Annotated in this window: 21 protein-coding genes; 18 read left to right on the top strand and 3 right to left on the bottom strand. The window is 65.2% G+C overall.

Annotation, left to right across the window (positions count from 1 at the left end):
• Positions 1-101: 101 nt before the first annotated feature.
• From argS to TVC13_RS08260, 9 genes are all read left to right on the top strand, one after another.
• Positions 102-1,751 (top strand): arginine--tRNA ligase, encoded by a 1,650-nt coding sequence (gene argS, locus TVC13_RS08300; protein WP_422400746.1) that lies wholly within the window; start codon positions 102-104, stop codon positions 1,749-1,751.
• 6 nt (positions 1,752-1,757) lie between these two features.
• Positions 1,758-3,179, top strand: coding sequence for a diaminopimelate decarboxylase (gene lysA, locus TVC13_RS08295; protein ID WP_422400745.1), 1,422 nt, complete (start codon positions 1,758-1,760; stop codon positions 3,177-3,179).
• A gap of 23 nt (positions 3,180-3,202) precedes the next feature.
• Positions 3,203-4,501 (top strand): homoserine dehydrogenase, encoded by a 1,299-nt coding sequence (locus tag TVC13_RS08290; protein ID WP_422400744.1) that lies wholly within the window; start codon positions 3,203-3,205, stop codon positions 4,499-4,501.
• Positions 4,502-4,505: 4 nt separating this feature from the next.
• Positions 4,506-5,630 (top strand): threonine synthase, encoded by a 1,125-nt coding sequence (thrC, locus tag TVC13_RS08285; RefSeq protein ID WP_422400743.1) that lies wholly within the window; start codon positions 4,506-4,508, stop codon positions 5,628-5,630.
• Positions 5,631-5,642: 12 nt separating this feature from the next.
• Complete coding sequence (thrB, locus tag TVC13_RS08280; RefSeq protein WP_422400742.1) at positions 5,643-6,611, top strand: homoserine kinase; 969 nt, start codon at positions 5,643-5,645, stop codon at positions 6,609-6,611.
• A 442-nt stretch (positions 6,612-7,053) separates the two neighbouring features.
• Positions 7,054-9,231, top strand: a complete 2,178-nt coding sequence (gene rho, locus TVC13_RS08275; RefSeq protein ID WP_422400741.1) for a transcription termination factor Rho — start codon at positions 7,054-7,056, stop codon at positions 9,229-9,231.
• 209 nt (positions 9,232-9,440) lie between these two features.
• The gene (prfA, locus tag TVC13_RS08270; RefSeq protein WP_422400740.1) at positions 9,441-10,520 is read left to right on the top strand and encodes a peptide chain release factor 1; all 1,080 of its coding nucleotides are present in this window, start codon (positions 9,441-9,443) and stop codon (positions 10,518-10,520) included.
• 7 nt (positions 10,521-10,527) lie between these two features.
• Positions 10,528-11,397 (top strand): peptide chain release factor N(5)-glutamine methyltransferase, encoded by an 870-nt coding sequence (prmC, locus tag TVC13_RS08265; RefSeq protein ID WP_422400739.1) that lies wholly within the window; start codon positions 10,528-10,530, stop codon positions 11,395-11,397.
• Positions 11,398-11,415: 18 nt separating this feature from the next.
• Positions 11,416-12,195, top strand: coding sequence for an L-threonylcarbamoyladenylate synthase (locus tag TVC13_RS08260; RefSeq protein WP_422400738.1), 780 nt, complete (start codon positions 11,416-11,418; stop codon positions 12,193-12,195).
• Here the strand turns inward: TVC13_RS08260 and TVC13_RS08255 are convergent.
• Genes TVC13_RS08255 through TVC13_RS08245 form a run of 3 tightly spaced genes read right to left on the bottom strand, consistent with a single transcriptional unit; the run spans position 12,192 to position 15,084 of the window.
• Positions 12,192-13,163: an NAD-dependent epimerase/dehydratase family protein gene (locus TVC13_RS08255; protein ID WP_422400737.1), complete on the bottom strand. Its 972-nt coding sequence runs from the start codon at positions 13,161-13,163 to the stop codon at positions 12,192-12,194. The genes TVC13_RS08260 and TVC13_RS08255 overlap by 4 nt on opposite strands.
• A gap of 12 nt (positions 13,164-13,175) precedes the next feature.
• Positions 13,176-14,183 (bottom strand): glycosyltransferase, encoded by a 1,008-nt coding sequence (locus TVC13_RS08250; protein WP_422400736.1) that lies wholly within the window; start codon positions 14,181-14,183, stop codon positions 13,176-13,178.
• A gap of 1 nt (position 14,184) precedes the next feature.
• Positions 14,185-15,084 carry a glycosyltransferase gene (locus tag TVC13_RS08245; protein ID WP_422400735.1) on the bottom strand — a complete coding sequence of 300 codons (900 nt, stop codon included), beginning with the start codon at positions 15,082-15,084 and terminating at the stop codon, positions 14,185-14,187.
• Between the two features lie 179 nt (positions 15,085-15,263).
• On the opposite strand from TVC13_RS08245, the gene TVC13_RS08240 reads away from it, so the two are divergent.
• From TVC13_RS08240 to atpA, 9 genes are all read left to right on the top strand, one after another.
• A complete protein-coding gene (locus tag TVC13_RS08240; protein WP_422400734.1) occupies positions 15,264-17,192 on the top strand; it encodes a polysaccharide biosynthesis protein in 1,929 nt (642 codons plus the stop codon).
• Positions 17,192-18,196, top strand: coding sequence for an MraY family glycosyltransferase (locus TVC13_RS08235; RefSeq protein ID WP_422400733.1), 1,005 nt, complete (start codon positions 17,192-17,194; stop codon positions 18,194-18,196). The genes TVC13_RS08240 and TVC13_RS08235 overlap by 1 nt, the downstream gene beginning before the upstream one ends.
• 146 nt (positions 18,197-18,342) lie before the next feature.
• Positions 18,343-18,822, top strand: a complete 480-nt coding sequence (locus TVC13_RS08230; RefSeq protein WP_422400732.1) for a hypothetical protein — start codon at positions 18,343-18,345, stop codon at positions 18,820-18,822.
• A 1-nt stretch (position 18,823) separates the two neighbouring features.
• Positions 18,824-19,102 carry a hypothetical protein gene (locus TVC13_RS08225; protein WP_422400731.1) on the top strand — a complete coding sequence of 93 codons (279 nt, stop codon included), beginning with the start codon at positions 18,824-18,826 and terminating at the stop codon, positions 19,100-19,102.
• A 94-nt stretch (positions 19,103-19,196) separates the two neighbouring features.
• Complete coding sequence (atpB, locus tag TVC13_RS08220; protein ID WP_422400730.1) at positions 19,197-20,003, top strand: F0F1 ATP synthase subunit A; 807 nt, start codon at positions 19,197-19,199, stop codon at positions 20,001-20,003.
• Positions 20,004-20,073: 70 nt separating this feature from the next.
• Entirely contained in the window at positions 20,074-20,289 is a 216-nt protein-coding gene (gene atpE / locus TVC13_RS08215) for an ATP synthase F0 subunit C (protein ID WP_191807777.1), read from the top strand.
• A gap of 45 nt (positions 20,290-20,334) precedes the next feature.
• The gene (locus TVC13_RS08210; RefSeq protein WP_152226996.1) at positions 20,335-20,886 is read left to right on the top strand and encodes a F0F1 ATP synthase subunit B; all 552 of its coding nucleotides are present in this window, start codon (positions 20,335-20,337) and stop codon (positions 20,884-20,886) included.
• Positions 20,886-21,701, top strand: coding sequence for a F0F1 ATP synthase subunit delta (locus tag TVC13_RS08205; protein ID WP_422400729.1), 816 nt, complete (start codon positions 20,886-20,888; stop codon positions 21,699-21,701). The genes TVC13_RS08210 and TVC13_RS08205 overlap by 1 nt, the downstream gene beginning before the upstream one ends.
• 101 nt (positions 21,702-21,802) lie before the next feature.
• Positions 21,803-23,440: a F0F1 ATP synthase subunit alpha gene (gene atpA, locus TVC13_RS08200; protein WP_422400728.1), complete on the top strand. Its 1,638-nt coding sequence runs from the start codon at positions 21,803-21,805 to the stop codon at positions 23,438-23,440.
• Positions 23,441-23,487: the final 47 nt, after the last annotated feature.

The following is a 23,487-nucleotide window of genomic DNA, read 5'->3' as shown; positions in this document are numbered from 1 at the left end:
CCCTGCTGTGCGCCAGGACACATTCGCGCCCGGGGTGGCAATCCGGGTGACGCAAACGGCGGGAATAAGGCCCGGGTGTGCCGCCCCGCTATGCTTAACCGGTGACTCCTGAAGAACTTTCCTCTGCCGTAACTGCCCGCCTCAAAGACGCCATCGATGCGGGTGAATTCAGCATCGAGCTTCCCTCCGAGGTCCGCGTGGAGCGGCCGCGGAACCGGGACCACGGTGACTGGGCCACCAACATTGCACTGCAGCTCTCCAAGCAGGCGGGCATGAACCCCCGCCAGTTCGCACAAATCCTCTCCTCACGGCTGGAGAAGATCGACGGCGTTGCCAAGGTGGACATTGCCGGACCGGGCTTCCTGAACATCACGCTTGACGCCGGTGCCGCCGGCGAACTGGCCAAGGCAATCGTTGAAGCGGGCCCCGCCTACGGCCGCTCGGACGCGCTTTCCGGTACCCGGATCAACCTTGAGTTCGTTTCCGCCAACCCCACCGGTCCGATCCACCTGGGCGGAACCCGCTGGGCCGCCGTCGGCGATGCCCTGGCCCGCGTCTTCGAATCCCAGGGCGCAGAGGTCACCCGTGAGTACTACTTCAATGACCACGGTGCGCAGATCGACCGTTTTGCCCGCTCCCTGCTGGCCTCCGCCAAGGGCGAGCCGGCTCCCGAGGACGGCTACGCCGGTGCGTACATCGAGGACATCGCCGCACGCGTGCTCGCGGTTGAACCCGACATCCTGGAACTGCCGGAGGCCGAGGCGCAGGAGCGTTTCCGTGCGATCGGCGTGGACCTGATGTTCGGTGACATCAAGGAGTCCCTGCACAACTTCGGCGTGGACTTCGACGTGTACTTCCACGAGGACTCCCTGCATGAGAACGGGCAGGTTGAAATGCTGCTCGAGAAGCTCAAGGGATCCAAGAACCTGTACGAAAAGGACGGCGCCTGGTGGCTGAACTCCACCGAGTTCGGCGACGACAAGGACCGGGTTGTCATCAAGTCGGACGGCAACGCCGCCTACATTGCCGGTGACATCGCCTACATCCAGAACAAGCGCGAGCGCGGGTTCGACCTGAACATCTACATGCTCGGCGCAGACCACCACGGCTACGTTGCCCGGCTGAAGGCCGCCGCCGCAGCACTGGGCCACGACCCTGAGTGCGTTGAGGTCCTGATCGGCCAGATGGTGAACCTGGTTAAGGACGGCAAGCCCGTACGCATGTCCAAGCGAGCAGGAACCGTGGTCACGCTCGAAGACCTGGTTGATGCCGTCGGCGTGGACGCTGCCCGCTATACCCTGGCCCGCTTCTCTGCCGACTCGAACATCGACATTGACCTGGACCTGCTGACCAAGCGCAGCAACGAGAACCCGGTCTTCTACGTCCAGTACGCCCACGCCCGGACCTACGCCCTGGCCCGCAATGCCGAGGCCGCCGGGGTGGATGATTCAGCGTTCGATGCCTCCCTGCTTTCCCACCCGACCGAGAGCGCCCTGCTGGCTGCGCTGGGCCAGTACCCCGGCGTGGTGGCCCAGGCGAGCACGTTCCGCGAGCCGCACCGCGTTGCACGCCACCTGGAAGTTATTGCCGGCACCTACCACCGCTGGTACGACGCCTGCCGCATCGCACCGCAGAACGGCGAAGAGGTCACAGATGTGAACCGCACGCGCCTGTGGCTGAACTCTGCCGCGCGGCAGGTCCTTGCCAACGGACTGGACCTGCTGGGCGTCTCCGCACCGGAACGGATGTAGGAATTCATGAGCGTTTCCCTGCTGGCTCCTGAGTGGCTCAGCTTCCCCGAAGACCCCAACGCGCTGCACCCTGGCATGTGGGCGCGCGACGTGCAGCGCAGCGAGGACGGCGAGCTGGAGATTTCCGGCATTCCGGTCTCAGCCCTCGCCGCTGAGTTCGGCACGCCGCTGTTCGTTGTCTCCGAAGCCGATTTCCGGGCCCGCGCCCGCGACTTCAAGGACTCTTTTGACGCGGCCTTCGCCGATGCCTGCGGGGGAGTGGATGTCTACTACGCCGGCAAGGCTTTCCTCTGCACTGAAATTGCCCGCTGGGTGGCACAGGAAGGGCTGCGGCTGGACACCTGCTCCGGCGGTGAACTGGCTGTTGCCGCCCGCGCGGGAATTCCCGGTGCCATGCTGGGCCTGCACGGGAACAACAAGTCCGACGCCGAGCTGAACCGTGCGCTGGACATGGAACTGGGCCGCATTGTGGTGGACTCCCTGCCGGAACTGCACCGGCTGGGCGCCATTGCACAGGACCGCGGCGTCCAGGCCAACGTGATGCTGCGGCTGACTCCCGGAGTACATGCCCATACGCATGAGTTCATCGCCACCGCGCACGAAGACCAGAAGTTCGGCCTGTCCATGGCCGCCGACCCGGAAACCGGCACCTCCCCGGCTGCCGCTGCCGTGGCAGCAGCACTGCAGAACCCGGGCATCCGGCTGCTGGGCCTGCACAGCCACATCGGCTCGCAGATCTTCGACCCCGCAGGATTCGAGGAAGCCGCGCGCCGCCTGCTCGGTTTTCTGGCGGAGGTCAAGGCGCAGCACGGCGTCGAACTTCCTGAGCTGGATCTGGGCGGCGGCTACGGGATCGCCTACACCGAAGCGGATACTCCGCGCCCGGCCGCGGAGATCGCTGCCGCAATGGCTGCGGTTGTCTCCGGTACCTGCGCGGACCTCGGCATTGCCGTCCCGCGGATCTCGATCGAACCCGGACGCGCGATCGTGGGACCGACCACGTTCACGCTCTACCGTGCCGGGACCGTCAAAACCGTTCGCGTGGACACCGCCGACGGCGGCACCGCGGAGCGCCGCTACGTTTCAGTTGACGGCGGCATGAGCGACAACGCCCGCCCGGTGCTTTACGACGCCGACTACTCCGCCGTCCTGGCCTCCCGCAGCTCCGAACATGACGCGGTTATGTCGCGCGTGGTTGGCAAACACTGCGAGAGCGGGGACATAGTGGTGAGGGATGTTTATCTGCCCTCGGACGTTGACCACTCAGATCTGGTGGCCGTTCCCGGCACCGGCGCCTACTGCTGGGCGCTGTCGAGCAACTACAACTACATCGCCCGTCCGCCCGTCGTGGCTGTCCGGGACGGCGCTGCGCGGCTGATCATTCGCGGCGAAACCGAAGAAGACCTGCTGGCGCGGGACGTTTCATGACCGGTATAGGAGAACGCAAAGCAATGAAGACCCTCAAGGTGGCCCTGCTGGGCTGCGGCAACGTGGGATCCCAGGTAGCCCGGATTCTCCTGAATGACGCCGCTGACCTCACGGCGCGCACCGGTGCGCAGCTCGAACTGGCCGGCATTGCGGTACGCAATCCCGACGCCCCGCGCGACGTTGACCTTCCCCGTGAACTTTTCACCACCGACGCTGAAGCGCTGGTCGAATCCGCGGACATCGTCATCGAGCTGATGGGCGGCCTGGAGCCGGCCCGCACGCTGATCCTGCACGCGATCGGCCACGGCGCCTCAGTGGTAACCGGCAACAAGGCGCTGCTTGCCGCCGACGGGGCTGCGCTGTACGAAAAGGCCGACGCCGCCGGTGTCCGCCTGGCCTACGAGGCTGCAGTTGCCGGAGCCATCCCGATCCTCGGCCCGATCCGCGACAGTCTCTCCGGAGACCGGATCACCCGGGTCCTGGGCATTGTCAACGGCACCACCAACTACATCCTCGACGCCATGGACTCCACCGGCGCGCAGTTCGCCGACGCCCTGGCCGAGGCACAGCGCCTCGGATACGCCGAAGCCGACCCGACCGCGGATGTCGAAGGGCACGACGCCGCGGCCAAGGGCGCGATCCTGGCTTCCCTTGCCTTCCACACCACCTTCGAAATGGCCAACGTGTCCTGCGAGGGCATCACATCCGTTACGGCGGCAGACATCGCCGCCGCCAAAGACGCGGGATTTGTCATCAAGCTGCTGGCGATCGCCGAAAAGCTGGAGGCCGACGGCGCCGAGGGCGTCAGCGTGCGGGTCCACCCCACGCTGCTCCCGCGCACGCACCCGCTCGCAGCGGTGCACGGGGCGTTCAACGCTGTCTTCGTTGAAGCCGAAAATGCCGGCGAGCTGATGTTCTACGGCCAGGGAGCCGGCGGAACGCCCACTGCTTCGGCCGTGATGGGCGACGTCGTAACTGTCGCCCGCCGCCTGGTCCTGGGCGGGCACATGGGAGTGGAAGCGGCTTCCGGGCACGTTCGGCCCCTGCCGCTGGAGAAGGTCACCACCAGCTACAGCATTGGGCTGGACGTGGCAGACGCACCCGGGGTCCTCTCCGCCGTCGCCCGGGTCTTCGCCGAAAACGGCGTCTCGATCGAGACCATGCGCCAGAAGAGCCACAGCGACGCAGCCGGCGCCAGCGCCGAACTGCGCTTTGTCACCCACCGGGCGTCCGAGGCCGCACTGGCGGCCACCGTCGAGGCCATCAAGGGCCTGGACGTCATCAATTCAGTTACATCCGTCCTGCGGGTAGAAGGGGTCTAGAACCTTGGCTCATCAATGGCGCGGCGTTATCCGCGAATATGCCGAACGTCTGCCGGTAACCGAGAACACCGAAGTCATCACCCTCGGTGAAGGCGGAACGCCGCTGGTTCATGCGAAGGCACTCTCCGAGCTGACCGGCAACGAGGTCTACCTCAAGGTCGAAGGAATGAACCCCACCGGTTCGTTCAAGGACCGCGGCATGACCATGGCCATCACCGCCGCAGTGGAAGCCGGTGCAAAGGCCGTTGTCTGCGCTTCGACGGGCAACACCAGTGCATCTGCCGCTGCCTACGCCACCCAGGCCGGGCTCACCTGCGCCGTGCTGGTGCCGGACGGCAAGATCTCCATGGGCAAGCTCAGCCAGGCAATCGCCCACGGTGCCCAGCTGCTCCAGGTCAACGGCAACTTCGACAACTGCCTGGAAGTGGCCCGCAAGCTCGCCGAGGCCTACCCGGTGTTCCTGGTCAACTCCGTGAACCCGGCCCGCATCGAAGGCCAGAAGACCGCTTCCTTCGAGGTTGTGGACTACCTGGGCGACGCTCCGGACTACCACCTGCTCCCGGTCGGCAACGCCGGCAACATCACCGCGTACTGGCGCGGCTACCAGGAGTATGCGCAGGCGTGGACCAACCAGGCCGGCACCGAGCTGGCACCGGTAGCGACCAAGACCCCCGTCATGTGGGGTTTCCAGGCCGAAGGCGCATCCCCGCTGGTCAAGGGCCACCCGGTCACGGATCCGGACACCATCGCCACTGCCATCCGCATCGGCAACCCGGCGTCCTGGGACCAGGCAATCGCCGCCCGCGACGAATCCGGCGGGCTCATCGAAGCCGTCTCGGACACCGAGATTCTCGAAGCGCACCGCTGGCTCTCCTCCCGTGAGGGCGTCTTCGTGGAGCCGGCCTCCGCAGCCGGCGTCGCAGGCCTGCTGAAGAAGCACGCAGCGGGTGAGGCACCCACCGGCAAGAAGATCGTCATCACTGTCACCGGCCACGGCCTGAAGGACCCGCAGTGGGCCCTTCGCACCGCAGACGGATCCGATGTTGAACCTACCAAGGTGGACTTCGACGTCGTCAGCGTCGCCGCTGCCCTGGGGCTGGAAGAGTCCGCCCCCGCTGAAGCCCGCTAGCCGGGTATGCAGGTGGAAATCCAAACAGATGCGGCTCCGGGCACACTGGTAGTTGCCGGGCAGGAGCTGAGCGTCCGGGTTCCGGCAACCAGCGCCAACCTGGGCCCGGGCTTTGATTCCCTGGGCCTGGCCGTCACCCTGTACGACACCGTGCGCGTGCGCACCACGGACTCTGACGGGGTCCGGGTGCGCGTGAGCGGCGAAGGCGAAGCGGTGCTGCCCACGGATGAAACCCATCTGGTGGCCCGGACCATCATGGATACCGTGCGCGGTGCGGGGTACAACGTCCGCGGGCTTGAGCTGGACTGCGAGAACATCATTCCGCACGGCCGCGGGCTGGGATCCTCGGCCTCCGCGATCGTCTCCGGGGTTCTGGCGGGCAACGCACTGCTGCCTGAATCCGCACGCCTGGACGCGGCCGGACTGCTGCACGCGTGCTCCGCGCTGGAAGGCCATCCGGACAACGTGGCTCCGGCTCTTGCCGGGGCGCTGGCTGTCTCCTGGGAACAGGACGGCGTGTTCCGCTCCGTCAAGGCCGAAGTGCATCCGGACATCATTCCGGTTGCCGCCGTTCCCGCGACGGAACTTTCCACCGAGAGCGCCCGAGGGCTGCTGCCCGCCATGGTTCCGCACCGCGACGCCGCCGCGAACTCCGGGCGGGCAGCGCTGCTGATGCAGGCCCTGACCTCGGACCCGTCGCTGCTGCGCGAAGGAACAGAGGATTTCCTGCACCAGGGTTACCGTGCGCCGGCCATGGCGCCCAGTGCTGAGCTGATCGCGGCGCTGCGCGCGGCCGGCTTTGCCGCCGTCGTCTCCGGTGCCGGACCCACAGTGATGACACTGGCGGCCGGTGCTGAGCAGGCCGAAGCTGCGGAAGCGTTCATTACTGCGCACCTCAGCGGGCAAACCGCCGGGAATTGGCGTGTGCTGCGGCTTGGCGTGGACCGAGATGGTGCTAGAGTGGTACTGCACCAGCGGTAAATACCCGTAACTCGGTAAATAACCGTAATTGTGCTTCCACCGGCAGGTCGTCCCGTTCTGTGGACCACCGTGGCTCGCTCCAATGACCGGATTCGTAGACTGTTCTGCACAGCTTCCAGCCCAGGTGCTGGCAGCAAAGCAGCCTTCATAACGATTCGGACGGCAGGGCCAAGTCCACCCGCGGAAATGCAAGCATCGGTGTAGCCTTCCGGAGACTGCCAAGAAACGGTCAGTCGAACGATTATCTGATCCGCGCGTTTTCCGGCAGCGAAGCTGCCGTAGCTCCCGTGGACTCTCCAATCAAGGCACCAGCAGATTCACCGTTGCCGGGAATCCCCCGCAACAGGTGAACCCTGGACCGCATGTCAGATCATCGGTCCCAGGGCCATTCAACGCGGCCGGCACCCACGCCGGACCGCCCGACGAGGGGGAAGGATCCTTCGTGACAGATACCACCGACCTGACTGCAGGTGTGGACTCATCAGCATCCGCCGGTTCCAACGGTGAATCGAATTCCAAGAGCTCCGGACTTGCCGGCCTGAAGCTTGCACAGCTGCAGGCACTGGCTGGCCAGCTGGGCATCACCGGCGGGTCCCGCATGCGCAAGGGCGACCTGGTTACCGCCATCTCGAACCACCAGCGCGGCGGAGCAGTGGCAGACCGTGCCGCAGCAGACCGTCCGGTCCGCGGCTCCAAGGCCGAGGCTCCGCAGGCGGACAAGGCCGTAGCCGAGCGGAAGGAAGCCGCACCGGCTGCCGCCGCTCCGGCCGAGGCCCCTGCTGAAGGTGAGAAGGCGGCCGAGCGCCCGTCCCGCACCCGCAACCGCAACCGCCGTGCAGCGAGCGACGGCGTCGTCACTCCGGCCGACAGCGAAGCTGCGGAAGCCGCTCCCGCCGAAGCCCCTGCAGCAGCACCGGCCCAGGACAAGGAAAACGGCCGCGAGGAAGGCCAGCGTGAGCGCGGCCGCAACCGCCGCAACCGCCGCAGCGACGCCGAGACCACCGGTGAGGAAACCGGCTCCGAGTCAGCTTCCACGGAGGCCACGGACAAGGGCGAATCCACCCGGGAACCCCGTGACTCCCGTGAATCCCGCGAGGACGACCGGAACGAGCGCTCCGGCCGCAGCCGCAGCCGCGGCGACCGGAATGACCGGAGCGAAAAGAACGACCGCGAGAGCAGCCGGAACGAGCGCGATAACAACCGCGACAACAACCGGAACGAGCGGGAGAACAACCGGAACGAGCGGGAGAATTCCCGCGAGAACAACCGGGACAACAACCGCAGCGACCGCGACAACCGCGACTCCGACGGCGATGACAACAGCCGCAGCGGACGCAACCGCCGCAACCGCAACCGGAACGACCGCAACGACCGCGGCGACCGCAACGACCGGTTCCGCGACCGCAACGAGCGCCGCCGCAACCGCGACCGCAACCCCGAGGTTGACGACGTCGAGGTCACCGAAGACGATGTCCTGCTGCCTGTTGCCGGCATCCTGGACGTCCTGGAGAACTACGCGTTCGTCCGTACTTCCGGCTACCTACCGGGCCCGAACGACGTCTACGTCTCCCTGGCCCAGGTAAAGAAGTACAACCTGCGCAAGGGCGACGCCGTGGTTGGCGCCATCCGCGCCCCGCGTGAAGGCGAGAACCAGGGCAGCAGCCAGCGCCAGAAGTTCAACGCACTCGTCCGCCTGACTTCCGTCAACGGCAAGCCGGCAGAGGACAACAAGGACCGCGTTGAATTCAACAAGCTGGTTCCGCTCTACCCCTCCGAGCGCCTGCGCCTGGAGACCTCGCCCAAGGTGATCGGCCCCCGTGTCATTGACCTGGTTGCCCCGATCGGCAAGGGCCAGCGCGGCCTGATCGTCTCCCCGCCGAAGGCCGGCAAGACGCTGATCCTGCAGGCGATTGCCAACGCGATCTCCATCAACAACCCCGAAGTGCACCTGATGATGGTCCTCGTGGACGAACGTCCCGAAGAAGTCACCGACATGCAGCGCACCGTCAAGGGCGAGGTCATTGCCTCTACCTTCGACCGCCCGGCCGATGACCACACCACGGTTGCCGAACTCGCCATTGAGCGGGCCAAGCGCCTCGTGGAAATGGGCAACGACGTCGTGGTCCTGCTGGACTCCATGACCCGTCTGGGCCGTGCCTACAACCTGGCCGCTCCGGCGTCGGGCCGTATCCTCTCCGGCGGTGTGGATTCCTCCGCACTGTACCCGCCGAAGCGTTTCTTCGGCGCAGCCCGGAACATCGAAAACGGCGGCTCGCTGACCATCCTGGCCACCGCTCTCGTCGAGACCGGATCCAAGATGGACGAGGTCATCTTCGAAGAGTTCAAGGGCACCGGCAACATGGAACTGCGTCTCTCCCGCAACCTTGCGGACAAGCGCATCTTCCCGGCCGTGGATGTCAACGCCTCCGGTACCCGGCGCGAGGAGAACCTGCTCTCCGCCGAAGAGGTCAAGATCATGTGGCGCCTGCGTCGTGTCCTCTCCGGTCTGGACACCCAGCAGGCACTGGAACTGCTCACCGGCAAGATCAAGGAAACCCAGTCCAACGTTGAGTTCCTGATGCAGGTGCAGAAGACCACCCTGGGCTCTAAGAACGATTAGCTGCCCCACCGAGCCGCTCATGCCCCCGGTCCTCCCAGTGAGGACCCGGGGGCCTGGGCGGCTTGGCAGTTAACTTGGCAGTTAACCTGCCTTCAACCGGGCAATGCAATTATCCCCAGCTGCCGCTCAGGGCGAGAATGGTGCTAAGACAGCAGCGGGATCCGCGTACAACAGGCGCATCCCACGGTGCGAAGAAGGAATGGAAAACAATGTTTGAGTCCATACAGGGACTGCTGGATGAGCACGCCGAACTCCAGATGCGGCTCTCCGACCCCGCCGTGCACGCGGACCAGGGCCTGGCCCGCCGCCTGGGCCGGCGCTACGCCGAACTGAGCCGGATCGTTGATGCCTACAACACCTGGCACGGACTGGAAGACGACCTCGCCGCGGCCCAGGAAATGGCCGACGAGGATCCCGAGTTCGCTGCTGAGGTCCCCGTGCTCAAGGACCAGCTGGCCGAAGCGCAGGAAAAGCTGCGCCGCCTGCTGATTCCGCGTGACCCCAACGACGGCCGTGACGTCATCATCGAGGTCAAGGGCGGTGAAGGCGGCGACGAAGCAGCCCTGTTCGCCGGCGACCTGCTGCGTATGTACACCCGGTATGCGGAGTCCCGCGGCTGGCGGACGGAGATCATCTCCGCCACGGAATCGGACCTCGGCGGCTACAAGGACGTCTCCATGGCCATCAAGGGTTCCTCCAACGACCCGGCCGAAGGCGTCTACGCCCGGCTGAAGTACGAAGGCGGCGTGCACCGCGTGCAGCGTGTCCCGGTCACCGAATCGCAGGGCCGGATCCACACTTCCGCCGCCGGCGTGCTGGTGCTGCCGGAAGTCGACGAGCCCGAAGAAGTCGAGATCAGCCAGAACGACCTCAAGATCGACGTCTACCGGTCCTCCGGCCCGGGCGGCCAGTCAGTGAACACCACCGACTCCGCCGTGCGCATCACCCACCTGCCCACCGGCATTGTGGTTGCCATGCAGAACGAGAAGTCCCAGCTGCAGAACCGTGAAGCGGCCATGCGCGTGCTGCGTTCGCGGATCCTGGCACACGAGCAGGAGAAGATCGACGCCGCGAACTCGGACATCCGCAAGTCCCAGATCCGCACCATGGACCGTTCCGAGCGCATCCGCACCTACAACTACCCGGAAAACCGGATTGTGGACCACCGCACCGGCTACAAGGCCTACAACCTGGACACCGTTATGAACGGTGACCTGGAAGCCGTAGTCCAGGCTGCCATCGAAATGGATGAGCAGGCCCGCCTGGACGCAATCGGCGACGAAGCCTAGGCAAGGCATGCCCGCACTGACCCTGGAGCAGGCGCTGCGGCAGGCCGCGGCGGAACTGGCCGCTGCCGGTGTGCCCAGCCCGCGGGTCGACGCCGAATTGCTCGCAGCGCACCTGCTGGGAGAAAGCGTGGGCCGGGTGAAGGCACTGGCCTTCACCGATGCCGCCGCACCGGAAGGCTACGCGGAGCTGGTTGCCGAACGCGCCCGCCGCATTCCGCTGCAGCACCTGACGGGGAAAGCGTATTTCCGCCGGCTGGAACTCGCCGTGGGACCCGGGGTTTTTGTGCCGCGGCCGGAAACTGAAACCGTGGCGCAGCTGGCCATTGACAAGGCACTTCTGGTGCCGGCCCCGGCCAAGGTCGCAGACCTTGGTACCGGGTCCGGCGCGATCGCCGGATCAGTCGCAGCAGAGGTCCCGGAATCGCAGGTCTACGCGGTGGAACTCAGCCCGCTGGCCCTGGCCTGGGCGCGGAAAAACCTTGAACCGCTGGGCGTGCACGTGTTCGAAGGTGACCTGCGGACCGCTTTGGCCGGGCACGAGGGAACGTTCGACGTCGTTGCCTCCAACCCGCCCTACATCCCCTCAGGCGCTGTGCCCAATGAACCCGAGGCCGCGGAACACGACCCTGCCATGGCTCTGTACGGCGGGGGAGAGGACGGCATGGAGCTTCCCGACGCCGCGGCACGGACAGCAGCGCGGCTGCTGCGCCCGGGGGGCTACTTTGTGATGGAACACGCCGAGGTCCAGGCCGGCACCATTGCTGAACGGCTGGCGGCCGATCCTGCCTGGCAGGATGTTGCCTCCCACAAGGACCTGAACGACCGTCCGCGTGCCACATCCGCGGTTAGGTCCGAAGCCGCTATACCCACCCACTGAAGTGAAAGAATAATCCCCGTGACCACCAGCTTTGACTGCTCAGATCCGAATGCCCGCAGCGCCGGCCTGGCTGCCGCACAGCAGGCCATCGCCAACCGGCAGTGCATCGTGCTGCCCACCGACACCGTGTACGGGATCGGCGCCGATGCCTTCTCACCCCAGGCTGTGGCGACCCTGCTTGCCGCCAAGGGACGGGGACGGTCCATGCCGCCGCCCGTACTGGTGCCGCGGCTGCAGACCATGGACGGACTGGCGGTGGATGTCTCCGCTGAAGCACGTGCCCTGGCGGAGGCCTTCTGGCCCGGCGGACTCACCCTGATTTTCCACGCCCAGCCGTCACTGACCTGGGACCTGGGGGATACCAGGGGCACGGTGGCGCTGCGGATGCCGGATGACGAGATTGCCCTGGACCTGCTGGCCCTGACCGGTCCGATGGCCGTCTCCTCCGCTAACCGCACGGGACAGGCCGCAGCGCAGACCGCCGCCCAGGCGCAGGCACAGCTGGCCGAATCGGTGGAAGTCTATCTGGAGGCTGGCCCCCGACCGGCCGAAGGCAGCGAGGGAATTCCGTCCACGATCGTGGATGCCACGGATTTCCCGCTGCGGGTTGTGCGCGACGGTGCGGTCAGTTTGGAAGAACTCCGGGCCGTCGTGCCCACTGTCCTGGGCCTGGGCGAAGAGCCCGCTCCCGCACAGGACACTCCGGCTGAGGAAGCTCCGGCTGACGGCCCCGCCGGGTCAGCGGACGAAGAAGCAGCCGAAGAAGCCGCGGATACCGCTGCTCCCAGGCAGTCCTAGCGCTGCTGCCGGGCCGCGCGGAGGACCTGCTCCACGCGCGGCTCGGGCACATTTGCCGTGGCTTCGGCCCAGCCTGGTTCCTGCCGCTGGCCAAACCACATCATTTCAACCCGGCGCAGCGTGCCGTGCAGCCGTTCACCGAGCAGCCCGGAGAGCGCATAACCGGCTTTGAGCCCGGCACGGCACAGCCATCCCGGCAGCCGCAGGGGTTTCCGGCCCCCGGCGGCGAGCAGGACCGAAGCCACCGTCGCGCCTTCCCACGGCTGCAGGATGACCGCAGGGACTTCGCCGGGATAACGTCCAGCGGCCAGCACAAAGGCGCACAGGGCATCCACCGAGCTGACCGCGCTGGGGGAATCCCCGCGGCCGGCCACGGAGGCCAGGGGAGTGGATGCTATCCGCACCAGGGACGCCGTGGTCTGGCGTGCTGCGCCCTGCACCGAGGTGGCGCGAAGGCAGGTTACCGGGCATGCCCCCGCCTTTCGGGCGCCGAGGGCTGCCTCGCCGAGTGCCTTGGAGCGCGAGTATGCGGAGAACGGCTCCACATCGGTGCTCTCGTCCAGCACAGGCCGGTGGCCCTGCACCGCGGCACTGCTTAGATGCAGGAAACGCCGTGCACCCGCTGCGTCCGCGGCGTCGGCCACCACTACCGGCAGCAGTGCGTTGGCGCCCCGCAGCTCAGGGGAGTCGGCGCCCGCGGGAGTTGCGAGGCCCGCTGCGTTGATAACGACGTCGGCGCCCGCCAGGTCACCGGCAAGATCCTGCCGAATGTCATGGAGTTCCGCTGCCTCGGCCAGGATGCCGGCCGGGTCCGTGGACCGTGCGCTGAGCCGGGGTGCCTTCACAAAACGAACGGTGATTCCGGCGCGCGCCAGGACGGCCTGCAGGGAACTGCCAATGAAGCCGCTGGCGCCCAGGACAGCCCAGATGGGCTCGGGGGCAGAGCTGGAGGATGTACTGCTGGTCAAGTTCTGTCGGTCCTACTCGGGAGACTGTGCGGGCTGACCGGCTGCAGGGTCAGTGGCCGCCGGTGGGTTGGGCAGGGGCGGCATGGGCTGCCAGCCGGTGTCCTTGAGGATGGCGCGGGATTCACGCCAGCCGCGCCAGAGACTGCCGGCGCCGCTGAACCGGCGTTCGACGGCAGCCAGGCGAAGCAGTTCCTTGGCTGCGGTGAGCGCTGTTCCCGCGGCGAAGCCTGCGCGGTTGAAGCGTCCGTGCGCGCGCAGGTATCCGGCGGTGTGGCCGCGGTTGCGCATGGCGCAGAAGCGGCTGAGGTCGCTGGAATCATTGAGGTGCCGGATACCCAGGTCGATCTGTTTCTGCGGGCGGACTTTCCTAAGGACAAAGTCGTTGACGTACGCCACCCGGTTCTCCAGCGAAGCAAGCCAGCCGTAGATTTCGTCATCGCCGTTGATGAAGAACCGGGGGTCCGGCAGGCCGATTTTCCGCACTGTGTCCGAGCTGATGAGCATGCCTTCGAAGCAGCCGACGTTAGTGTCAAACACCGGCCGGTCGCGGAAGACGTTGCCGCGGACCGGCAGGTGCACACCCAGCAGCGGAATGAACCGGTGCTGCCAGAAGAACGGCCGGCCGGCTTCATCGAACCGGCGCCCGTGGATGCAGTCATACTCCCCGGTCCACTTGCCCAGCGCGGCCACCGCACCCGGCAGGGCCACGACGTCGTCGTCCATCAGCCAGAGCCACTGCGCATTCTTCTGAAGCGCGGCGCTGATGCCGGCGGCAAATCCGCCTGAACCGCCGGTGTTTTCAGTGAGCGTGCACACCGTCAGCGGCAGGGGGAACGTATCGGCCAGAGCCTTGAGATAGCTGGCGGTGTCATCAGTGCTGGCGTTGTCCACCACCACAACCCGCTCGGGTGCCGGGTCCAGCGCCGCTACAGATTCCAGCAGGCCCCGCAGGTAGCTGGACCTGTTGAAGGTCACAATGACCAGGGCCAGGCCTTCGATTCCCGAGGCCGTCCCGGACATGCTAGAACCCCTGGTCCGACGGGGGACCGTACATATTGCCGCGGACGCCGCCCGCGTAGGCGCGCAGCCAGTTCCGGAAACCGCGAAGGTCCCTGGTCCGGGCGAAGTGGATCGGGTAGCCCGCCGCGTCCGCGGCAAGGGAACGCAGGCGCTTGTATTTCCAGGTGAGGTGGCCGCGGTTGCGGTAGAAGTAGAAGCGCTTGAACTCCGTGTCCGGAACCAGCACATGAAGGCGTCCGCCCAGGATCTCCTGGACTTCGGACCAGGCCGCCGGATGGCTCAGCGCCACCGACGTCAGGGTGCCGAACGGGATGCCGGCGCGGCGCAGCCGGATCATAAAGTCTGTTTCGTCGCCTCGGATGAACAGGCGGAGGTCCGGCAGGCCCACCCGGAAGAAAACATCGCGGCGGATCAGCGCGCCGTTGAAGAAATGCCCGACGCCGGGCAGGAACCCTGCTTTGGCAACTTCGGCACGGTCATGGGTCAGGCGGCCGTCCACACGGAAATGGAAGGAGAGGGTATCGGGTTTGCCGGGTGCGACCACCAGCGGAAGGATAACGTCCAGGCCGCGTTCGTTGGCGGCGTCGAGCAGTGCCTGCAGGCAGCCCGGATCCTCCGGATGGGCGTCGTCATCCATGATCCAGATCCAGTCCGCACCGGAGGCCATAGCAGTGAGGATAGCCAGGGAGAAACCGCCGGCCCCGCCCAAGTTGGTCTCCGAGCGCACATACGTGACGTTCGCCGCAGACGACTCGGCGATATCCTGAACCGGGGTCTTGCCGGAGTCCACCAGCGCCACCGAAGAGATGGGTGCGGACTGCGCGGCCAGGGCTCCCAGGAGGGTCTTGACGTCATCGGGGCGGTCAAACGTCACCGCGGCCACGGCCACTGATTCCGGCAAGACGATCCTTTCAGGGCTCCGCCCCGATACGCGGGCATTGCCGGACGTTCAGGAGGGTGCAGTTAGTATGCTGAATAGAATTCAGTCTATTACACCGGATTGGACGCTCTGCCGTGCCTGCGGCACGGCAGCACCGCTTACAACCTAGACACGAACCGGGCGCAGGCCCGCTGAGGACTATGAACGATTCAAGCAGGGACAGAACCACCCCGGCCAGGGAAGAGAAGCCGGCCCTCTGGCTCTGGTCCCAATACGTGCTGGACTCTCTGGCCTGGGTGGTGGCCATTGGCCTGGCACTGATCCTGCGCTACGAGCTTTCCGTCGACGAGATCAACGTTGCCGGCCTGGCCGCCTTCTGCGGCGTGGCAGTGGTGACGCAGCTGGCCGTGGGGTATTCCTTTGCGCTGTACCGCGGACGTTACAGCTTCGGCAGTTTCCATGAGATGCGGCTGCTGGCCGTGGTCACCATTGTGGTCTCTGCCATCCTGGTCCTGGTCAGTGCCCTGTTTGGCCTGGCGATCGACATTCCCCGAAGCACGGGCGTGCTGGCTTTCCCCTTCGCCTGCCTGTTCATGGCCGCCATCCGGTACATGAAGCGGATGTACGTGGAGAGCAAGGTGCGTCCCGGCGACGAAGCCCAGCGGACCCTGATCTACGGTGCCGGTTTCCTGGGCAACTCCCTGGTGACCCGGATGATGAACGATCCGGATTCCCCGTACTTCCCGGTTGGCCTGATCGACGATGATCCCGCCAAGAAGCACCTGCGGCTGGGCACCGTCCCCGTGGTTGGCACGCTCACGGACCTGCCCGAGGTTGTCCAGCGCACCCGGGCACGTGTGCTGATCATTGCCATAGCCGACGTCGACGCCGCCCAGGTCCGGCAGGTGACGGACCGTGCCGAAGGACTGGACCTGCGGGTCATGGTGCTTCCGCCGCTGCGTGACATGCTGGCCAAGGGCTCCGGCGCCGGGCTCACGGACTTCCGTGAAGTAGCCGTCGAAGACCTGATCGGCCGCCGGCCGGTGGACATCCATGTGGACGAAGTGGCCGGGTATCTCACCGGCAAGAAGGTGCTGGTCACGGGCGCGGGCGGATCCATCGGTTCCGAGCTCTGCCGGCAGATCACCGCGTTTGAACCGAGCGAACTGATCATGGTGGACCGGGACGAGACAGGCCTGCAGCTGACGCAGCTCTCCATCACCGGCCAGGGCCTGCTCAACGGCAGGGATACCGTCCTGGCTGACATCCGCGACGCACGGGCACTGGATGAGATCTTTGCCCAGCGCCAGCCCGACGTCGTTTTCCACGCCGCTGCGCTCAAGCACGTTTCTCTGCTGGAGCAGTACCCGCTGGAAGCCTGGAAGACAAATGTGCTGGGCACCGCGAACGTGCTCCGTTCGGCGCAGAAAGCAGGCGTCAGCCACTTCGTGAACATCTCCACGGACAAGGCGGCCAACCCCACCACCGTCCTGGGCCACTCCAAGCGCGTGGCGGAGAAGCTAACCGCCTGGATGGCCGGACGCAGCGGGCGCCGTTTTGTCTCCGTGCGCTTCGGCAACGTGATCGGCAGCCGCGGCTCCATGCTGCCGCTCTTCACTGAGCAGATCCGCCAGGGCGGGCCGCTAACGGTTACCGACCCGGAGGTCACCCGCTTCTTCATGACAATCCCCGAGGCCTGCCAGCTGGTGATCCAGGCCGGCGCCATTGGCCGCGGGGGAGAGGTGCTCATCCTGGACATGGGAGAGCCGGTCAAGATCCTGGACGTTGCACAGCGCATGATCGCCATGTCCGGCAAGGACATCGAGATTGTCTTCACCGGTCTGCGCAAGGGCGAAAAGCTGCACGAGATCCTGGTGGGCACCGGAGAAGACGATTCGCGTCCGCTGCATCCAAAGATCTCGCATACCTCCGTGGCAGTGCTGGATCCTGATGAACTGGACGCAGAAGACTGGCTGCGCCGGTGCGGGTTCGGTGCGTCGAGCGCCGTAGAGCCTGCCGGCGGCGCCGCTGCAGCCCTTTTCCCGCTGCCCGATACAGCTGCCCTGCGGCTGGCTGACATCCAGGACCCCAGCTCCTCAACCGGGCAGGGCGAGCGGCGGACCGGCTAATGGCGCTTGCAGCCTCGGCGGCGGTGGCGTTCCTGGCCAGCCTGCTGCTGCCCTTCGCATTCATTCCGCTGCTGCGCCGGCTGGGCGTGGTGGATGTTCCCAACGAACGCTCGTCCCATACCAAGACCGTTATCCGCGGAGTGGGCGCCACGATCGCAGCCGGTGTGCTGCTGGGCCTGGGCACGTCGCTGGTGACCGGTTATGTGGCCGTTGACCGTTCGCTGGTGCTGCTGCTGGTCGGCATCATTGCCTCGGCGTCGCTGCTGGGCTGGGTGGAGGATTTCCGCGGGCTGTCCGTGAAAGTACGCTTTGGCCTTCAGCTGGTGATCGGAGCTGCCGGGACCACGGCGCTGGCCGCTGCCCTGGGGCAAAGCTTCTGGTGGGTTCCGGTGGGAACCCTGGTGATTGCCGGTTACATCAACGTGGCCAACTTCATGGACGGAGTCAACGGCATATCCGGCCTGCATGGCCTGGCCGTCGGCGTCCTGTATGCGGTAGCCGGGGTTTTCTCCGACCAGGTGTGGCTAATCGCAGCCGGAACCGTCATCGCTGCTGCCTTCGCCGCCTTCCTGCCGTGGAACCTGGGCCGGGGCTCGGTCTTTATGGGCGACGTCGGCAGCTACCTGCTGGGTGCCGCGATCGCAGGCACTGCGGTTGCCGCGTTCCTGGCAGGGGTCTACGTGGAGTACCTGCTGTTCCCGATCCTGATTTACCTGCTAGATTCCTTCACCACCCTGGTACGCCGGATCTGGCGGGGGGAGCGGTGGTATGCCGCGCACCGGCAGCATGTCTACCAGCGGCTTACGGACGCCGGTCTCTCCCACCTGCAGTCAGCCTCCGTGGCCACTGTGGCCACCGTGCTCATTGGCTGCACCGGGCTGGTCACGGGCGGCTCAGGATGGGGCACTACTGCCGCCGGCACCCTGTTCGTGGCTGCAGTAGCCGCCCTCTATCTCGCATCACCGCGGATCATTGCCCGGCTGCGTCACCGGTCCCGCACCTGATGCGTCTGCCGGAATATGCTCCGCTGTCACGCTTGGACGCCGATGTCACAGACCAGTTCTATGTACTGTAGAATTCAAGCGTTGCGGCGTATAAAGACGCGTCCGCACTATCTTTTCCCCCACAGCACAAGGATGATCCTGCAGCCATGAGCCAAGCCAACGGCGCACGCGGTATGCGGATTAGTGTTTCCGGGCCCACGGACGCACCTTGGCTTCGTATTCTGAAGACTTCCCTGCTCTGGACCGCCATACCGGCAGCCGTGGCCGCCGGGGCCGCGCTGCCGGGTCCGGGCATCAGCGGAGCAGCCAGCGTGGCAGCCGGCTGGGCGCTCATAGCGCTCTTCTTTGGCATCAGTCTTCTGGTGGGCCACATCATGGGCCGCAGGAACCCGTCCGGAGCCATTGGGATGTTCGCCGTGACATATGCCGTCAAAGTCGTCGGCTTCGCGGTGGCGCTCTGGAGTGTTGGGGTTCCCGAATGGCTTGAACGTCCCTGGTTCGCCTTCGCTGCTCTTGGCACCGTGGTGATTTGGCAGGTCGCGGAAATCCGTGCATTTTCGCGTACCCGCCAGCTGATTTATTCCGATGCGCCCGCAGGTGCGGACAATGAAGTGAAAGGAGCCTGAGGTGGCAGCCAAATCAAAGAAGAATGCAGCCGGCCAGGTTCCAGCAGCCTTTGAAGCACCGCTGAGCAAGCGCCGCGCAATCCTCCAATATGTCCTGTCCGGAATCATTGCCCTTGGTTTGATAGGGTGGGGGCTGGACAGTCTTCTGGGGACCCGCTGGATTCTTTTTGCAGGTATCGCCCTGGGCGGGCTGAGCGGATTTTACGTAGCCGCCGCCCACGGGCTCACTTCCACTAAGCCAAAACCGCCCGCGGGCGGAGAACGGCCGGATGAGGGTTAGACGAAGCAATGTCACACAACTTAGTAAACGGATGCATGCCACATGCCCCCGCCAATGAAATGCCCAACGATGGACAAAGCAGAGAGGAAACGCGTTGATCGCGCTTGCGCTTCCCGCCGCCAATGAAGAGGGGTTTGTTGCACCAACCCTCGATGAAATGCACCTCCCTGAGATCCTTCCCTGGGGCGCCGAGTACGGCGAGGGCTTTGGAAAGCAGATGCTGCTTATCCTGCTGTCCGTTGCCCTGATCAGCTGGTTCTTTATTGCTGCCGCACGCAAGCGGCAGCTTGTTCCGGGCCGGCTGCAGTTCCTGGGCGAGTTCAGCTACAACCTGGTCCGCAACTCGATCGGACGCGACATCATCGGTGAGAAGGACTTCCGTCCGTTCATCCCGCTGCTGTTCTCACTCTTCTTCTTCATTCTGATCAACAACCTGTGGGGCAGCATCCCGCTGGCACAGCTGCCCACGACTTCACACGTAGGCACGGCGTACGCCCTTGCCGCCATCGTGTACTTCACCTGGATCATCCTGGGCATCAAGCGGCACGGCATCAAGTACTTCAAGTACGCCACCGTTCCGTCCGGTGTTCCCGCTGCGATCCTCCCGCTGGTTGTCCTGATCGAAATCATCTCGACCTTCCTGGTCCGCCCGATCACCCACAGCCTCCGACTCTTCGCCACCATGCTCTCCGGTCACCTGATCATCATGCTGGCTGCCTCGGGCACCGAATTCCTGCTCCTGGAGGCCGAAGGCCTGCTGAAGCCGCTCGGTGCGCTGACCCTGGTTGGCGGCGTCGGAATGTTCCTGTTCGAAGTTTTGATCCAGTGCCTGCAGGCATACGTCTTCACCCTGCTGACTGCGATCTACATCCAAGGCTCAGTCGCAGCCGCGGAGCACTAAACCTCCCCTTAGGGGGAACCCCCTGAACCAAACAACCTGCCTGCGGGCATCTTGAAAGGAAAAAGCCATCATGATTGGTGAAATCAACGGCAACATCAACCTCGTCGGCTACGGTCTCTCCGCAATCGGCGGTGCAATTGGTGTGGGCCTCGTCTTCGCCGCTTACATCAACGGTGTTGCACGCCAGCCCGAAGCACAGCGTGTGCTCCAGCCGATCGCCTTCCTGGGCCTGGCCCTGACCGAAGCCCTCGCCATCCTTGGTCTGGTTTTCGCGTTCGTCCTCTAACGTCAGCGCGTATTTCCCACACCAAGTAGATAGGACGGATGAGAAATGAACGAGGCAGTAATCCTCGCCGCCGCTGAAGGCGCTAATCCTCTGATCCCAAACATCTGGGAGATCCTGGTAACACTGCTTGGCTTCGCCGTGCTGATGTTCATCGTCGTCAAGTTCGTCGTCCCGATGTTCGAGAAGACGTATGCAGAACGTACCGAGGCCATCGAAGGCGGACTTGCCAAGGCCGAGGCAGCACAGGCTGAAGCCAGCGCTGCCCTCGACGAGTACAAGCAGCAGCTGATTGACGCACGCACCGAAGCCAACCGGATCCGTGAGGAAGCGCGCGCTGAAGGCGCTCAGATTCTCGCCGACCTGAAGGCAAAGGCTGCTGCCGAATCGGCACGCATCATGGAACAGTCCCAGGTGACCATCGAAGCAGAGCGCCAGGCAGCAGTTGTCTCGCTCCGCGCCGAGGTCGGATCCCTGGCCACCGAGCTGGCAAGCAAGATTGTTGGCGAGTCCCTCGCTGACGATGCACGCTCCGCCCGCGTGGTTGACCGTTTCCTGGATGAGCTGGAAACCTCGCAGAACGCAGGTGCGGTTCAGTAATGGCAGGTATATCGAGCGAGTCACTGGCAGCGGCCCAGGGTCAGTTGGAAGCACGCCTTCCCAACGCGACCCTTGGCCTTGCCGAGGAACTCTTTGGAATCCTGGGCCTCCTGGACGGCCAGACCGGCCTGCTGCGGGCCCTGACTGATCCGGCTCGTGACGGCCATGAGAAGGCAGCCCTGGTCTCCAAACTGGTTGGCGGCAAGGTTTCGGCCGACGCCGAGCAGATTGTTGCTTCTTTGGTTGAATCCCGGTGGCGCACACCGCGCGACCTCGGGGATGCTCTGGAAACCCTGGCTGCAACGGTTGTCTCCGCGGTCGCGGAAAACAAGGGTCCCGGCGCTGCCGGCCTTGAGGAACTTGAGGGTGACCTCTTCCGTTTCAACGAGACCGTGGCGTCCAGCCATGAGGTGCAGCGAGCACTGTCCAACCCGCAGGCAACCCTGGCGGCACGGGCAGAGCTGGCAGAGAAACTGGTACCCGGCAGCTCTGACGCTGCCAGGGTCCTGATCCGTCAGGCTGTTACCGCTCCGCGCGGACTCCGCCCGACCGCCCTGGTAACCCGGTTCCTTGAACTGGTTGCCGGACGGCAGCAGCGGTGGATCGCAGAAGTGCGGACCAGCCGGCCCCTGACCGAGGAGCAGCGCGCCCGGCTGCAGTCGTCTTTGAACGCACTGTACGGCCGTGAGCTGAAGATCAACGCCACTGTTGATCCCTCGATCGTCGGTGGTATCCGGGTTACGGTGGGCGATGAAGTCGTCGATTCCACCGTGGTAACCCGGTTGTCGGAACTGCGCCGGAAGCTCGCGGTTTAGCCACCTTCGTGGCTTTACCGGGCCATGAGAAACATTTGAGAACCAATCGAAGGTCATCGGCACGAAGCGATGATCACAACATAGGAGAGCAGGGACTGCAGATGGCCGAATTGACCATCAACGCCGACGACGTCCGTAATGCGTTGAATGAATTTGCGGCGTCCTACGAACCCGGAAACGCAGAGCGCGTTGAAGTTGGCCGCGTAACCACCGCCAGCGACGGCATTGCCCGTGTGGAGGGCCTGCCCTCCGTGATGGCGAACGAGCTGCTTCGGTTTGAGGACGGCACGCTGGGCCTGGCCCAGAACCTCGACACCCGTGAAATCGGTGTCGTTGTCCTCGGCGACTTTGCCGGCATCGAAGAAGGCCAGGAAGTTCACCGCACCGGTGAAGTCCTGTCCGTCCCCGTTGGGGATGCCTTCCTGGGCCGCGTCGTCGATCCCCTGGGCGAGCCCATGGATGACATGGGTCCGATCCAGGCTGAGGCACGCCGTGCACTGGAACTCCAGGCACCGGGTGTTACCCAGCGTAAGTCGGTTCACGAGCCGCTTCAGACCGGCCTGAAGGCCATCGACGCGATGATCCCGATCGGCCGCGGCCAGCGCCAGCTGATCATTGGTGACCGCAAGACCGGCAAGACGGCAATCGCCGTCGACACCATCCTGAACCAGAAGGCCAACTGGGCCTCGGGCGACACCGAAAAGCAGGTGCGCTGCATCTACGTGGCCATCGGCCAGAAGGCTTCGACGATCGCCGAGATCAAGCGGACCCTCGAAGACGCAGGCGCCATGGAGTACACCACCATCGTGGCCTCCCCGGCATCTGACCCCGCAGGCTTCAAGTACCTGGCACCGTACGCCGGCTCGGCCATTGGCCAGCACTGGATGTACGGCGGCAAGCACGTCCTGATCATCTTTGATGATCTCTCGAAGCAGGCTGAAGCCTACCGTGCCGTGTCGCTGCTGCTGCGCCGTCCGCCGGGACGCGAAGCCTACCCGGGCGACGTCTTCTACCTGCACTCCCGCCTGCTGGAGCGTTGCGCAAAGCTCTCCGACGAGCTCGGCGCAGGCTCGATGACCGGTCTGCCGATCATCGAAACCAAGGCGAACGACGTGTCGGCCTACATCCCGACCAACGTCATCTCCATCACCGACGGCCAGATCTTCCTGCAGTCGGACCTCTTCAACGCCAACCAGCGCCCCGCCGTGGACGTCGGTATCTCTGTCTCCCGCGTTGGCGGTGCTGCACAGCAGAAGGCCATGAAGAAGGTCTCCGGTACTTTGAAGCTGGAACTGGCCCAGTACCGCGACATGCAGGCATTCGCCATGTTCGCCTCGGACCTGGATGCGGCTTCACGCCAGCAGCTGACCCGCGGCGCACGCCTGATGGAACTGCTCAAGCAGGGCCAGTACGCACCGTTCCCGGTGGAAGACCAGGTTGTCTCCATCTGGGCCGGCACGAACGGCTTCCTCGACGACGTTCCGGTGGAAGATGTCCGCCGTTTCGAAACCGAGTTCCTTGACCACGTCCGCCACTCTTCGAAGGTCATGACCGTTCTGGCCGAGACCAACAAGCTCGAAGACTCCACGGTGGATGAACTCAAGACCCTCATCACCAACTTCAAGCAGGGTTTCTTCGGTGAAGGTGACAACCGCATGGTTGCTGCCGGCCACGAAGAGGCATCGGCTCTGGACGAGGATGCAGTCGACCAGGAAAAGATCGTCAAGCAGAAGCGCTAGCGGCTTAGAGTTCCCCGGGGGGGGGGCGGGGGGCGGGGGCCGGGCCG

Origin of the sequence: Arthrobacter sp. 3Tela_A (assembly GCF_049311025.1) — a bacterium.
Taxonomy (GTDB): Bacteria; Actinomycetota; Actinomycetes; order Actinomycetales; family Micrococcaceae; genus Arthrobacter_B.
This window is presented reverse-complemented; position numbering and strand designations above follow the sequence as displayed.

Coding starts and splice junctions, on each gene's coding strand:
- lysA (WP_422400745.1), top strand. CDS start 1,758: ATGAGCGTTTCCCTGCTGGCTCCTGAGTGGCTCAGCTTCCCCGAAGAC.
- TVC13_RS08290 (WP_422400744.1), top strand. CDS start 3,203: ATGAAGACCCTCAAGGTGGCCCTGCTGGGCTGCGGCAACGTGGGATCC.
- prfA (WP_422400740.1), top strand. CDS start 9,441: ATGTTTGAGTCCATACAGGGACTGCTGGATGAGCACGCCGAACTCCAG.
- prmC (WP_422400739.1), top strand. CDS start 10,528: ATGCCCGCACTGACCCTGGAGCAGGCGCTGCGGCAGGCCGCGGCGGAA.
- TVC13_RS08250 (WP_422400736.1), bottom strand. CDS start 14,183: ATGTCCGGGACGGCCTCGGGAATCGAAGGCCTGGCCCTGGTCATTGTG.
- TVC13_RS08240 (WP_422400734.1), top strand. CDS start 15,264: ATGAACGATTCAAGCAGGGACAGAACCACCCCGGCCAGGGAAGAGAAG.
- TVC13_RS08235 (WP_422400733.1), top strand. CDS start 17,192: ATGGCGCTTGCAGCCTCGGCGGCGGTGGCGTTCCTGGCCAGCCTGCTG.
- TVC13_RS08230 (WP_422400732.1), top strand. CDS start 18,343: ATGAGCCAAGCCAACGGCGCACGCGGTATGCGGATTAGTGTTTCCGGG.
- atpE (WP_191807777.1), top strand. CDS start 20,074: ATGATTGGTGAAATCAACGGCAACATCAACCTCGTCGGCTACGGTCTC.
- TVC13_RS08210 (WP_152226996.1), top strand. CDS start 20,335: ATGAACGAGGCAGTAATCCTCGCCGCCGCTGAAGGCGCTAATCCTCTG.
- TVC13_RS08205 (WP_422400729.1), top strand. CDS start 20,886: ATGGCAGGTATATCGAGCGAGTCACTGGCAGCGGCCCAGGGTCAGTTG.
- atpA (WP_422400728.1), top strand. CDS start 21,803: ATGGCCGAATTGACCATCAACGCCGACGACGTCCGTAATGCGTTGAAT.